This is a genomic window from Virgibacillus sp. SK37, assembly GCF_000725285.1.
Classification (GTDB): domain Bacteria; phylum Bacillota; class Bacilli; order Bacillales; family Amphibacillaceae; genus Virgibacillus_Q.
Genome location: NZ_CP007161.1, coordinates 674345 through 688056 on the forward strand (window position 1 = coordinate 674345; position 13712 = coordinate 688056).

At 37.8% G+C, this 13712-nt stretch carries 12 protein-coding genes; 5 read left to right on the top strand and 7 right to left on the bottom strand.

What is annotated here, in order from left to right; genetic code table 11:
- The first annotated feature begins 53 nt into the window (after positions 1-53).
- Entirely contained in the window at positions 54-2324 is a 2271-nt protein-coding gene (locus tag X953_RS03425) for an ATP-binding cassette domain-containing protein (RefSeq protein WP_040954365.1), read from the top strand.
- 155 nt (positions 2325-2479) lie between these two features.
- Here X953_RS03425 and X953_RS03430 read toward each other — a convergent pair whose 3' ends face one another.
- Both X953_RS03430 and cyoE read right to left on the bottom strand, forming a co-directional pair.
- Positions 2480-2752 (bottom strand): hypothetical protein, encoded by a 273-nt coding sequence (locus X953_RS03430; protein WP_040954366.1) that lies wholly within the window; start codon positions 2750-2752, stop codon positions 2480-2482.
- 166 nt (positions 2753-2918) lie between these two features.
- On the bottom strand, positions 2919-3827 hold the full coding sequence (gene cyoE, locus X953_RS03435; protein ID WP_040954367.1) for a heme o synthase: 909 nt from the start codon (positions 3825-3827) through the stop codon (positions 2919-2921).
- Positions 3828-4117: 290 nt separating this feature from the next.
- Here cyoE and X953_RS03440 point away from each other — a divergent pair, with 290 nt between their 5' ends.
- Complete coding sequence (locus X953_RS03440) at positions 4118-4387, top strand: hypothetical protein (protein WP_040954368.1); 270 nt, start codon at positions 4118-4120, stop codon at positions 4385-4387.
- Between the two features lie 43 nt (positions 4388-4430).
- Here X953_RS03440 and X953_RS03445 read toward each other — a convergent pair whose 3' ends face one another.
- From X953_RS03445 to qoxA, 5 genes are read right to left on the bottom strand one after another with little or no spacing between them, the layout of a single operon-like run.
- Positions 4431-4634, bottom strand: a complete 204-nt coding sequence (locus tag X953_RS03445) for a hypothetical protein (protein WP_040954369.1) — start codon at positions 4632-4634, stop codon at positions 4431-4433.
- A gap of 25 nt (positions 4635-4659) precedes the next feature.
- Positions 4660-5028, bottom strand: a complete 369-nt coding sequence (gene qoxD / locus X953_RS03450; protein WP_040954370.1) for a cytochrome aa3 quinol oxidase subunit IV — start codon at positions 5026-5028, stop codon at positions 4660-4662.
- Position 5029: 1 nt separating this feature from the next.
- Positions 5030-5635 carry a cytochrome aa3 quinol oxidase subunit III gene (gene qoxC / locus X953_RS03455; RefSeq protein WP_040954371.1) on the bottom strand — a complete coding sequence of 202 codons (606 nt, stop codon included), beginning with the start codon at positions 5633-5635 and terminating at the stop codon, positions 5030-5032.
- A 1-nt stretch (position 5636) separates the two neighbouring features.
- A complete protein-coding gene (qoxB, locus tag X953_RS03460; RefSeq protein WP_040954372.1) occupies positions 5637-7580 on the bottom strand; it encodes a cytochrome aa3 quinol oxidase subunit I in 1944 nt (647 codons plus the stop codon).
- Positions 7581-7604: 24 nt separating this feature from the next.
- A complete protein-coding gene (qoxA, locus tag X953_RS03465) occupies positions 7605-8546 on the bottom strand; it encodes a cytochrome aa3 quinol oxidase subunit II (protein WP_040954373.1) in 942 nt (313 codons plus the stop codon).
- 363 nt (positions 8547-8909) lie between these two features.
- Here qoxA and X953_RS03470 point away from each other — a divergent pair, with 363 nt between their 5' ends.
- The 3 genes from X953_RS03470 (at position 8910) to X953_RS03480 (ending at position 13414) form a co-directional block, all read left to right on the top strand.
- Positions 8910-11444: a transglycosylase domain-containing protein gene (locus X953_RS03470; protein WP_040954374.1), complete on the top strand. Its 2535-nt coding sequence runs from the start codon at positions 8910-8912 to the stop codon at positions 11442-11444.
- Between the two features lie 210 nt (positions 11445-11654).
- Entirely contained in the window at positions 11655-11855 is a 201-nt protein-coding gene (gene cspD / locus X953_RS03475; protein WP_019376924.1) for a cold-shock protein CspD, read from the top strand.
- Positions 11856-12241: 386 nt separating this feature from the next.
- Positions 12242-13414 carry an IS256 family transposase gene (locus X953_RS03480; RefSeq protein WP_040954375.1) on the top strand — a complete coding sequence of 391 codons (1173 nt, stop codon included), beginning with the start codon at positions 12242-12244 and terminating at the stop codon, positions 13412-13414.
- The last annotated feature ends 298 nt before the right edge of the window (positions 13415-13712 follow it).

Sequence of the window (13712 nt, forward strand, 5' to 3'; positions counted from 1 at the left end):
AACAGGGAACTACTCTATAGTGAAGCATATACCTAGAAAACGGAGGATAAAAAGTGGCGGAAAATAAAGATGAAATTATCTTAAAAGGACTTCAAGAAAACAATTTAAAAAATATAGATATCAATATACCTAAAGAGAAGATAAATGTATTTACTGGTATTTCAGGTTCAGGAAAAAGTTCAGTTGTTTTTGATACATTGGCAACGGAAAGCAGAAGGCAAATGACGTTGAATTATCCTCTTTATGTCAGAAATCAGATGCCAAGATATGAAAGGCCTCATGCTGATCTGATGCAGCATTTAAGTCCAGTTGTAGTAGTAGAGCAGAAAGCTGTTGGAAGTAATTCTCGTTCAACAGTTGGTACCTATATGGACATTCATCCATTGATTCGACTATTGTTCTCTCGTATTGGCAGTCCTCCTATAGGCACAGCAACCGATTTTTCTAGCCAGAGTTCTTTTGGCAAATGTCCTGAATGTAACGGGTACGGTGAAATAATTGCTCCTGATTTAGATAAGATTATTGACCTGGATAAGTCACTTCGAGAATATGCAGTAAAATTTAAACCTTTATCCCCTTCTGGTTGGCAAGGCAGATGGGTGATTACTGGTGGATTATTTAACCCTGACATTCCGATAAAGGATTATCCAAAAGAAAAGTTTGATTTACTCATTTATGGACCACCAGAAGGAGAACGTGTCTTCGCGCCTTTCCATACGAAAGATGGTCCACATGACCATGAGTGGGATGGATTACTACCTAGGTTTACGCGTCTTTACATAAACAGGGATGTATCAAAGTTAAAACAAACATCTCAGGATGATGTTTTAGCTGTGTCTACACATACATTATGTCCCGTTTGTGAAGGTTCAGGCCTAAATCCTAAAGTTCTGGAATGTAAAATAAATGGCTTCAATATTGCAGAATATGATCAATTGGAATTGACAGAATTACTGGTAGAGTTGTCTAAAATAACAGACCCAATTGGAAACTCCATCGCACAACAGGCTATCCCAAATGTCCAGCAACTTGTTGAGTTAGGATTAGGTTATTTGAGTCTGGCAAGGAAAATGGGAACACTGTCTGGTGGTGAAGCCCAACGAGTTAAGATTGCTCGTCATCTGGGGAGTAGCCTAAACAATATGACGTACATTTTCGACGAACCTAGTGCCGGGCTACATCCAGAAGAAATAGATAAATTGATATACATGCTCAAAACATTGCGTGATAATCATAATACGGTAGTTATTATTGAACATAATCTCTCTGTGATAAATGCAGCAGATGAAATAATTGAGATGGGCCCAGGAGCGGGTGTGCATGGCGGAGAAATAGTATATCAAGGTGAACTGGAAGGATTAAATAAAGCTTCTGAGATTACGGACCTGTCTCATAAGCCTATTATAAACGAAACTCCCAGAGACACAGAAGCATATTTTACTATAACAAAAGCGACAGATAATAACCTCAAAAATATTAGTTTGAAGATACCAAAGAATGTCTTAGTCTCTGTATGTGGAGTTTCTGGTTCAGGAAAAAGCTCTTTAATGTTTAAGGCATTCAAAGAAAAGTACCCGGACACTATAGCGGTAAGCCAAGGGAGTATTGGAACATCCAGCCGTTCGACACTTGCTACTTATATGGGAATTATGGATGATATTCGTGCAATTTTTGCGAAGGAAACTGGCCAGCCAGCAGGTTTGTTTAGCTTTAACTCTTTAGGGGCATGCCCTTATTGTGATGGAAAGGGTGTCACCATTCCAGACGTAGCCTTTGCAGACCCGATAACTGTCACTTGTGAAGCTTGCGGAGGCACAAGGTATTCGAAAGAAGCATTATCTTATTACTACCGAGGAAAGAATATAGTGGAGATTTTGGAACTTACGATAGATGAAACAAATAATTATTTTACATTGCCAAAGATCGTGAAAAAGGTAAATACGCTAAAGGATGTAGGATTGGAGTATTTGACATTAGGACAAAAAACAAGCTCTCTAAGTGGTGGCGAAGTACAGCGGCTTAAGCTGGCCAGCCAACTGAAGAAAGAGGGGCAAATCTATTTGTTAGACGAACCATCATTAGGGCTGCATGCACAGGATAATGGCAAACTTTTAGATGTCTTTTATAGCCTCGTAAATAAAGGGAATTCGGTTATTATCATTGAACACAATTTGGATTTTCTTGCAGCAAGTGATTGGGTCATTGAAATGGGCCCAGCAGGAGGAAAAGAAGGGGGATATGTTCTGTTTGAAGGAACACCGACACATATGCTACAAGCAAACACACCAACAGCAAAGTGGTTAATAGAGGCCACTAATAACTAATTATATAAAGGCTTACTTTCTTTTAATAAATAAATTTTTAAATAAAAGAGCCTTATCACAAAATGATAAGGTTCTTTTGCTATACATAGATTTCATGTTTCTAAAAAAAGTACGAGAATAATTCAATACCTTTTTAGATGGCACTATTATATAATTTACTTTCCCAAGTCCGCATTCAAAGCTTCTTTTAGATTTATTCCGCAAATATCACTACATACAGGAAATAAGCCGTCTTGCCCTTGTTTCTTTGCCAGGGAATCTGATGTGGTTACAATCATGGAAACATTTCTGTCTGCTGATTTTAGATATACAGGAATAATTTCACCTTCCTGATCCGAAAAATCCATTCCTTTGTGAAATTTAACATCGATTGCACTTAACGGGTCATTTTCACCGATCTTTTTATTGCACCAGGAGCAATTTAGCATTGTGATTTCTCCTTCCTACAGGGGTATTATGGCACTATTTTATTTGATCATTATAATACATATACGTGGCTTGATACAAACGCCTGAATCAAGATACATATCAGAGCCATAAAAAAAGAGGCTCAACAACCGAGCCTCTTTTGTAATACCAGCTGTCATGCTTTAACTATAACTTAAATATAATCCCCATCAGCGAATAAATAATGACAGTGGAAAATAATACTGTCATATGAATAAGCGAATATACAAACAGGGAGGTTGCCCATTTTTCAGACGTTGCTTTGTGATACTGGGTAATGCTTAAGATAAGCCATCCTGAACTTAACAATAAAGCCACAAGCATTAAGCCTAAGCTCAATGTACCAAAAAGGAAACTTATTGCAATCATAATAATCAAATAAACATTTGTTTGCAGATATGTCCTTCTTATTCCTTTTACTACAGGAAGCATGGGAACCTTTGCTGCTTCATATTGTTTATGGTTTCGAATAGCAATTGCGTAAAAGTGTGGCATTTGCCAAATAATCATAACAACAAATAAACCTAGGACGGCTGGATGACTAATGTCAGGATATATTGCTGCCCAGCCAATTAGTGGAGGCATGGCTCCGGAGATACTCCCTACCTCTGTGTTATACACTGTTCTCCTTTTCGTCCACATCGTATATGGTACGACATAAAAGAAAAGCCCCAAAAACCCGAGTAATGCAGCAAGCCAAGTAGTTAGGCTTAATAGTCCGATACCCGCAATACTTAAAATGATACCCATCCATAAAACAGTATGGAAGTTAATATCACCGGTAACGGTTGGGCGGCTTTTCGTTCTTTCCATAACAGCATCAATATCTCTATCATACAGATTATTAAATGCCCCGGCTGCTGCAATGACAAAAGCAGAGCCTACAATGGCAAATAGTATATCAGGGAGCTTCTCCATGATACCGAATTGGTACGTATACATCGCTAGAGTAAGGCCAGCGAACATTGGTATTAAATTAGAACGTATAATTCCTATTTTTACCGTCTTTGATAAAATATCAACAAATTTATGCTTTGCTCCCATTTTTTTGCTCATTATATCTATCTTCCTTTTCTTTAACTGGTAAATCGTTGGATAAAACGAACCAGTAAATATATGTCTCCTTGTACTATTATAGGACAAGTCGAGGTTTTTATCATGTGACAGTTTTTCAATAATTAACAGTCTTTTCTAGCGCTAGATGTTTTGTAAGTTTATCAGGAGGGAAATGATAAATAAATTTATAATAATTGTGTACATTTTGTGTCCAAAATAGGAATTATTTGTTACAATAGTTATATAAGAGAAATCGTTTTCAAGAAAAACACACAAAGGAGTTGAGATAAATGGGTGTTACTGCAATGTTCTTGTTATTGGCAACGATTACGCCATTTCTACTAATTCAATTAAAAAGGCCGGTGTTTGCGGTAGTTCAGTCCGTGCTGCTCGTTGGTATGTGGTTGTATAGTTTTCAAATCATGTTTTTTACCGCGCCAGGTGCTTTTTCAATTTCTTGGATGATGTTTTACGGAAGCCTTATTGGTGCACATGTTGCTTGGATCATGTTTATTATCGCTTTGGTGGAAGAAAAACCTGCTACACTACAAGAGAACTAATTTAATAAATAAAACGCGCTTGCTTTTCGGGCAAGCGCGTTTTTTATTTGTTATCTGGCTGCATTTTAAAAAGCTGAAACATTGCTTGAATAAATGCAAGCACAGTTATTATTAAGAGAATAAATTTTGGTTCATAAGAGGAATAAAGAAAGCCACCCAAGGAAAAGGCTGTAAGAATAATACAGGTAATAAACAAAAACATTGGCTTCCACGTATTTTTCTGTACGCTTTCGAGTTCTGTTTTCATTACTTACTTCTCCTTCGTTTTTATATTAATAGCCAGATTCCTCTTGATGTTGTTCATGATGGTGCTCATCGCCTCCGTTATCCCCATGATCATGACTAAATCCAAATGACATCGTGAAAAGGGATCCTGCTACGACAATTGCTGCAAGTGCAAAGCCGTGGAACATCATATTCCATGGAACATGACCATTACCGCTTGCGGATTCTGTAACATGCATGAACATAAATAATTGGACGCCGGCTTGAAGAACCGCAAGTGCCATAATTCCAATTATAATCCACATTACTGGCAAGTCAGACTGCAATGCTGCCCAAGCAGCGACAACGGTCATAACTAATGATAAAAGAAAACCGATAATATGGTTGGTTGGTATTCGTTTCTTACTGTTTGCCATACTATAACACCATCCCTATTAGATAGACACTTGTAAAGATAAAGATCCAAATGACATCCAAGAAGTGCCAATATAAACTGATGATAAAGAATTTACGGCTTGTAACGTTCGTAATACCTCGTTTTGAAATTTGGTGGAGCAATGCGAATGCCCAACCAATCCCAAGGGTAACGTGCAAACCGTGAGTGCCGGCTAAAATAAAGAAGCCTGACCAGTAGGCACTGGACTGTATTGTAGCACCTTCATGTGCATAATGAATAAATTCATAGATTTCAAAACCAAGAAATCCTAAACCAAGCACAAGTGTAATCAACATCCACGTAGTAAGACCTTTCACAGATCCTCTTCGCATTTCATGGATAGCTAAACCACATGTAAAGCTACTGGTAAGCAGTAAAAAGGTCATGATTAAAACAATGCCCGGTTCAAACAATTCGGCAGGAGTCGGAGCATCTGCAGTACGGCCAAATAGTACCGCATAGGTTGCAAATAGGGTAGCAAACAACACGACTTCTGCTCCAAGGAAAATCCAGAAACCAAGAATCGTCATTTGACCTTCATTTGTTCTGTATTCCAATGGACCGGTAGTTTTTACTTCTTCCGACATATCATAACCCCCTTGCTTTCCGCTCTGTGCGCTTAATTTCTTCAACACTTACATAATAACCTTCATCATAATCATAAGAACGAACGATCATGAGAATAATTCCGCCAATCAACCCAACAATGGCCAGCCAAATCCATTCAAAAACAAGACCAAAGCTTGCAAGCCCTAAGAAAGCCATCATAATAAATGGTCGACCGGTATAGCTTGGCATATGGATCGGTTTTACATTGGTCTCATCAAAGGTAGTTTTTCCTTCTTTCTTCATGCGCACATATGGATCAATTTCATCTACATATGGCACAGTGGCGAAGTTATAGTAAGGAACTGGTGTAGTTGTAGCCCACTCCAGTGTACGCCCATTACCATTCCATGAATCACCGACTTTTTCACGTTCGCTATGACGATAGCTATAGTAAACGTTGTAAACGAAGATAGCGAAGCCTATGCCCATTCCAAATGCACCTACGGTTGAAATAACGTTTAATGGCAACCATTCTGCCACATTTGTAATGAATAGTCTTCTAGGCATTCCATCTAATCCCAGGAAGTATTGTGGGAAGAAACAAACATGGAAGCCAATTACGAAAAACCAAAATGCCCATTTTCCGATTCGCTCGTTCATTTTGTGACCGAACATTTTCGGGTACCAATATACAAGACCTGCAAAGCAAGCAAATACAGTTCCAGCAATTAACACATAGTGAAAATGTGCAATAAGGAAATAAGAATTATGGAATTGGTAATCTGCTGCTGCCATTCCAAGCATAACACCTGTAACTCCACCAAGTATAAAGCTAGGGATGAAGGCTAATGCCCACATCATGGCAACAGAGAACTCAATTTTTGACTTGTACAAAGTGGCAAGCCAGTTAAATATTTTAACACCTGTCGGAATCGCAATTAACATAGTAGATACAGAGAATACAGAATTAACAAAGGCGCCTGCACCCATTGTAAAGAAGTGATGCACCCAAACTAAAAAGCTGAGTAATGCAATGATAATCATCGACCATACCATGGCACTATAGCCAAATAGGCGTTTCTTTGCAAATGTGGCAATAACCTCGGAAAATATCCCGAACGCCGGTAAGATAACGATATAAACTTCCGGGTGTCCCCACATCCAAAACAGGTTTGCCCACATCATTGGCATGCCTTCCCCTGTTAATGTGAAAAATTGTGAGCCAAATACACGATCGATCGTTAGTAATGCTAGTGCGATCGTTAATATTGGAAAAGCAAACACAATAATAAATGAAGTCACTAGTGTGGACCATGTGAATATCGGCATATGGAAAAGCTTCATTCCAGGTGCACGCATTTTTAGGATGGTTACCATTAAGTTAATCCCGGTTGCCAAGGTACCTATTCCCGAAAGTTGCAGTCCCATTAAGTAAAAGTTCTGCCCTGGTCCAGGACTCATAGCAGCTCCGGATAGTGGGGTATAGCTTGTCCAACCAGCATCCGGTGAACCTCCGATAACGAAGGAAATGTTGAATAACATTGCACCTATAAAGAAGGCCCAGAAACTTAAGGCATTTAAATATGGAAACGCGAAGTCACGTGCTCCTATTTGTAATGGAACAATAATATTCATTAATCCGATTAAAAATGGCATTGCCATAAATATAATCATAATTGTACCGTGTGTTGTAAAAATTTCATTATAATGTTGCGAATCTAAAAAACCTAAATCCGGAAATGCCAGCTGTACACGCATCATCATGGCGTCCATTCCACCACGGAATAGCATGGCAAGGGCACTTAGGATATACATGATCCCGATTTTTTTATGGTCAACAGTAGTCAACCATTCTCTCCATAGCCATCCCCATTTTTTAAAATAGGTTAATAGAAAGAGAATTGCTACTGTTACAAGACCAATAGAGACCATTGCTCCGTAAATGAGCGGGTCGCCATCAACTAAAAGGGCTTTTATATTCATGGTTTCACCTGCTTTCCTAATCCTTTATTGAAAAGTTTCCTCTTCTTTAATTTTGTCTAAATGTAGTTTTTGTTCAAAAAGCTCACGATAACGTTTAACTGAGTAATCCATGCCTTCCTTTGTGGCATGATTCACATATTCTAAATGAGTGGAAGAAAATGAATCTATATCCGTAAGACCGGGTTTTAGTAATTCATCATACTTTTTCTGTGTTAATTTTGGAGCTTCATTTTGTATATTGCTTACCCAATCATTGAAGGCTGATTCACTTTCTGCATGTACCTTAAAAGTTTGTGCTGCAAAGCCTTCTCCATTAAAATTGGAATTTCGTCCATCATAGACGCCTTCCTCATCTGCCTGTAGGAATAAAGTTGTTTGCATTCCAGCCATGTTGTATTTCTGACCACCAAGAGATGGAATCCAAAGTGCTGTCATCGCATCAGCTGAGGTGAGTCTAAACTCAATTGGTCGGTCCTTTGGTATGTGTAAGTAATTGACCGTCTCAATATTTTGTTCCGGGTAGCTGAAGAACCACTTCCAGTCAGCTGTTGTTGCATGAATCACTAAAGGTTCTTTTGCCGGCTCTGCCTCCACAGGCTCGGGTGCTTTCTCCAAATCAAATAAGGTAGTAACTGTTGGAATAGATAACATTACCACTATGATAACAGGGATAACTGTCCATACTACTTCAATAGCTTTATTACCATGTAAGTTTGGAGCATAGTCACTTTCTTTACGATTTGGGCGACTTTCCCTATATTTGATGATCATGTACGTAAACAAAGCGAATACTACTACAATAATTCCAAGCATAAACCATAGGGAGTATATAATCAGATCATATTGCTTTTGAGCAACCGGCCCTTTTGGATCAAGCACTGTGATACCTTCACAACCACTCAAAAATACGAGTAAAACAAGTGATGCTAAAACAATCCATTTTGACCGCAGAAGTTTAGATTTCATGGGATTGCCCCTCCTGTCTATCCATTATTTTAAAAAATTTATTCATTATCGGATTTCCCGAGTATACCAAATTTAAAGAGCTTTTTTTACGTTTTTATAAAAGTGTCAAGTAACTTTCAATTTATAGTAAAATTTTTGTCACAAATTGTCGACGGTCAAAGGGAATTTGTCTGGTGTTTTCCCTAAATTAAAGAAAATAAGCCATATGTTTCTTTAAAAGCTACTTCTTTTTCACTATTAAATTAAATGCATAAAATACGTTTTAACCGAAAGAGACACAAGTTACCATTTTCTTTATGTTTCAGATTTTATGGGAATGGGTATCTCTTCATAAGGAATGAAGTGGCATAAGGGGGGAGAGACATGGGGAAAAATATCCAGTCTCGTAAACAATATAAAAAGGAAAAGAAGAAGGGTGCGAAAGAAAAAAGTAAATCTAAAAAAGTCTTTTTTCGTATCTTTATGGCATTTGTGTTAATAGGTGTATTAGCCATCGGTTTAGGTGGTTATACAGTAATAGCATACATAAGTGATGCACCGGAAATTACACCTGCCCAGTTGGAAAATCCCCAGTCATCGACTATCTATGATATGAATGATCAAGAGGTAACAGATGTAGCTGGGAAAGAATATAGAGAGGTTGTTCCACTCGAAAAAATACCGAAGCATGTCCAAAATGCTTTCATCGCCGTGGAAGATGTCCGATTTTGGGAGCATGGAGGCGTTGATATTAAACGCATTGGTGGCGCTGTGCTTGCGAATGTAAAGAATGGTTTTGGTGCGGAAGGTGCCAGTACCATTACACAACAGTTAGTGAAAAAATCTTTTCTGAGCCCGGAGAAAACGATTGAAAGAAAAGTACAGGAAGCTTACTTGGCAGTTAAGATGGAGGAAAAGTACACCAAAAAAGAAATATTGGAAATGTATTTGAATAAAATCTATTTTGGTGAAGGTGCTTATGGTGTTTCTACAGCAGCAGAAGTTTACTTTGGAAAATCTGTGGAGGAGCTGACCAACAGTGAAGCAGCTCTGCTTGCAGGCTTACCACAGCGTCCAAGTGGCTATAATCCATACAAGCATCCGGAGCTTGCTAAAAAACGGAGAGATACAGTTATTTCTTTAATGGAAAAGCATGGTTTTATATCTGCAGAGGAGAGTAAAAAGGCTCAATCAACTGCAGTAGAAGATATGCTGACAGAACAAAAGGACAATACTTCTTATGATAGTTATGTCGATCAAGTTATTCATGAATTAAAAAAGAAGGGCATTTCTGAAAAGGACCTCTATACTTCCGGTCTGAAAATATACACTACCCTTGATCCGAAAGCTCAAAAATTCACTGATAAAGTATTGACAACAGATGAATATATCTCCTATCCCGATGATAAGCTGAAAGCAGGTGTAGTCCTACTTGATACAAAAACGGGGGCTATTCGTGCAATTGGCGGGAATAGAAGTCCGGATGAAGAAGATATAAAGAAAGGATATAACTATGCAACACAATTAAGACGTCAGCCTGGTTCCACAGCCAAGCCGATTATGGCGTATGGGCCGGCAATTGAAAAATTAAAATGGTCTACGTATAAGCAAATTGAGGATGAAGAAGTAGAAATAAATGGGAAGACATTCCGAAATTGGGATAGGAGGTTCCATGGTGAGATTTCTATCCGGACCGCATTGCAATGGTCCTATAACATTCCGGCAATTAAGACCATGCAAAAGGTCGGGCCTGAGAATGCTAAAGAATTTGCAGGGAAATTAGGAATCAACTTGGAGAACGTATATCCATCCTATGCAATTGGTGGATTTGAGCATGGTACTTCACCAATGCATCTGGCAGGGGCTTACGCTGCTTTTGGTAACAAAGGGGAATATAATAAACCCCATACAATTCGAAAAGTAGTTTTTCCTGAAGGTAAGGAAGAAAATTTTCAACCAGAATCAGAAAAAGCCATGAGTGACTATACAGCATATATGGTTACAGATATGTTGAAAACGGTAGTTAAAGAAGGAACAGGGAAAATGGCTAATATTCCTGGTCTGCCCTTAGCAGGAAAAACCGGTACAAAAATGCTTCCTGAACACATTCAGGGAGAAGGTGTATCTGACGCTTGGTTTGCAGGCTATACAACAGATTATACTGCAGCAGTATGGACCGGTTATGATAAAACAACCCAGGAAACCTATATTAAAAAAGAAGATGATGATATTTCTAAATTGATCTTCAAGTATATTATGGAAGAAGTATCAAAAGAAAAAGAGACATCCGACTTTGAAAAACCATCTTCTGTCGTAGAAGTGGAAATCGATAAAGAAACCGGTCTTAAAGCAAATAAATATACTCCGGAAGAAAATACTGTTACCGAATTATTCGTAAAAGGCACTGTTCCTGAAACGAAGCCAATTCCAGTACCAAATAACCCAGATCCGGAAGAAAAAAATAAGGAAGAAAAGGAGCAAGAAAAGGATAAAGAAGAAAAAGACCAGGAGAAAAAAGAAAAGGATAAAGAGAAAGAGAAAAAAGAGCAAGAAAAGAAAGATAAAGAAGATAAGACAGATAAAGACAAGAAAGACGAACAGAATAAAGATCAAGAACAAAACGGTGATCAAGGCAAAGATCAAGGAGAAAATTCAGACCAAGACAAAGACAAAGACAAGGGAAATGAAGGAACGGAACAAGATAAGGGGAATAAAGACGAAGGTGGCGATTCAGAGGAGGGATCCAATAAAGAAGATAAGAAAGACGAAAGCTCCTCTGAAAATAAAAAAGATGGCCAATCCAATGGTGGCGACAAAAAGGATGTAACTAATCAAAGTAGCTCTAAAAATAAAACAGGGAGTTCAGCGGATGCTCAAAAGAAGGATTCCAGCTCAACGAAAAATAATGGTGGTGGCTGATCCTTCCTGTGAACTTCTAATGAAATAAATACAATATGTAAAAATTTTTTACTAATTTTGTATAATCCCTTGCATTTTATATTTTTTTCAGTATAATAAAGAGTAATTATTCTTGTTCGGTGTGTAAGAAGGATTTAATTTTCACCTTCGATTTCTAATTGAGCAACAATAGTAATATAATGTGGCTATGCCACGTAGGAGGAAACAAACATGCAAGAAGGTTCAGTAAAATGGTTTAACGCAGAAAAAGGTTTCGGTTTCATCGAAGTTGAAGGTGGAGACGATGTATTCGTACATTTCTCAGCTATCCAAGGTGAAGGATTCAAAACTTTAGAAGAAGGTCAAAAAGTTTCTTTTGATATCGAAGAAGGACAACGCGGACCTCAAGCAACTAACGTTGTTAAGGCGTAACTTATAAAAAAAGGACTCTATTACAGAGTCCTTTTTTATTTTTATGAAAACATTGATGCTCCGGTAATTGCTGGAAAGCGGATGACGGACATTGGGAGCGCAAAATCGTGGTGGAATGTCTATCATAAAGTGGATGACAGACATTGGGAGCGCAAAACCAGCCGTGAATGTCTATCATAAAGCAGATGACAGACATTGCGAGCACAAAACCGGTCGTGAATGTCTATCATAAAGGTAATGACAGACATTGGGAGTGCAAAATCGCGGTGGAATGTCTATCATAAGATGATGTACAATATTTTGTGTAAGAAAGAAGTTTAAATAAAAATAGGTAGGACATCCTCTTTATAGCTAGTCCAATAACTAATTGAAAGGATGACCTACCGATGTCTAATAGTCTACCCGAAAATCTATTTTCTAATCACTTAGAAAACCTTGTACAAAGCTTTGTAAAAGAAAAATTGGAATTAATTATGGAAGAGGAAAGAGAAAACTTTTTTAAAGTAGAAAATCCGGAATTAGATAGTAGTAAAAATGGTTATTATCAACGCAATTTAGATACAAAGTATGGAAGAATAAACCTATCTGTCCCTAGAGATCGAGAGGGATATTACACAACCCATGTTTTTGGTCCTTATGAAAGACGTGAAAAATGGTTAGGAGAAACTATTATCAATATGTACCAACATGGTTTCAGCACGAGAGAAGTGGGGCAATTTATTGAAAGAATATTAGGCGACCAATATTCTGCAGCCACCATAAGTAATATTACAGATGTAGTAGTAGACGATATTGAAAGCTGGAAGAAACGTTCATTATCCAGACGATATTCGGTTCTTTATTTAGATGGGACCTATTTTAAATTGCGCCGGCAGGATGTAGATAACGAGGTCATTTATATGATTATTGGGATGAATGAAGATGGACAAAAGGAAATTCTTGATTTCCGTGTGGGCGGTAAAGAAAGTGCTAATGTGTGGAAAGAACAGTTATATAAACTACGCGATCGTGGTGTAGAAGAAGTTCTATTAGGCGTTTTCGATGGTCTAACAGGACTAGACGCAGCGCTAAAAGAAGTATTTCCTAAAGCTGACGTACAGCGCTGTGTTGTTCATAAATTACGGAATACTCAATCCATGGTACGTGTAAAAGATAAAGAACATTTATTTGAAGATTTAAAACCAGTTTACCGTGCGGAAGATAAAGAACAAGCATTAGAAAACTTCGAGAAATTTAAACAGAATTGGAAAAAAATATATCCAAAGGTAATTCAGTCATGGGAAGAAGACTTGTCAGACTTATTACGGTTTTACGATTATCCACCAATCATTCGACCTCAAATATATACAACAAATACAATCGAAAGAGCTATAAAAGAAATTAAAAAGAGGCTTAAACCGATGAATAGTCTACCTAGTGAAAAAGCTGTCGAAAAGATCATCTATTTGGTTTCTATTGACTATAATGAAACTTGGAAAAACAGGAAAAATACTACTTTTAGATCTGCCTATACAGAATTACAAAAGATGTTTAAAGAAAGATATCAACTAAATGAGTAGCACCCTTCGCCTGCCTAATCTATTGTCTCGGATGGTGGCTAAGTAGTAAAGAAAACCGCTTGACAACCTAACCACCATCCAAGATATATTTGCCGGCAAGGCAAGCGAAGGAGAACCTAAGCGAATCATATTAAATCTTATTTAGATCAATAACTATATATGGAGGATAAATCCCCTGTTTAGTAGCTTACACATAATTATTGACATTACCTATCATAAAGTTGATGACGGACATTGGGAGCGCAAAACCGCATCGGAATGTCTATCATAAAGCGGATGACAGGCATTGCGAGCGCAA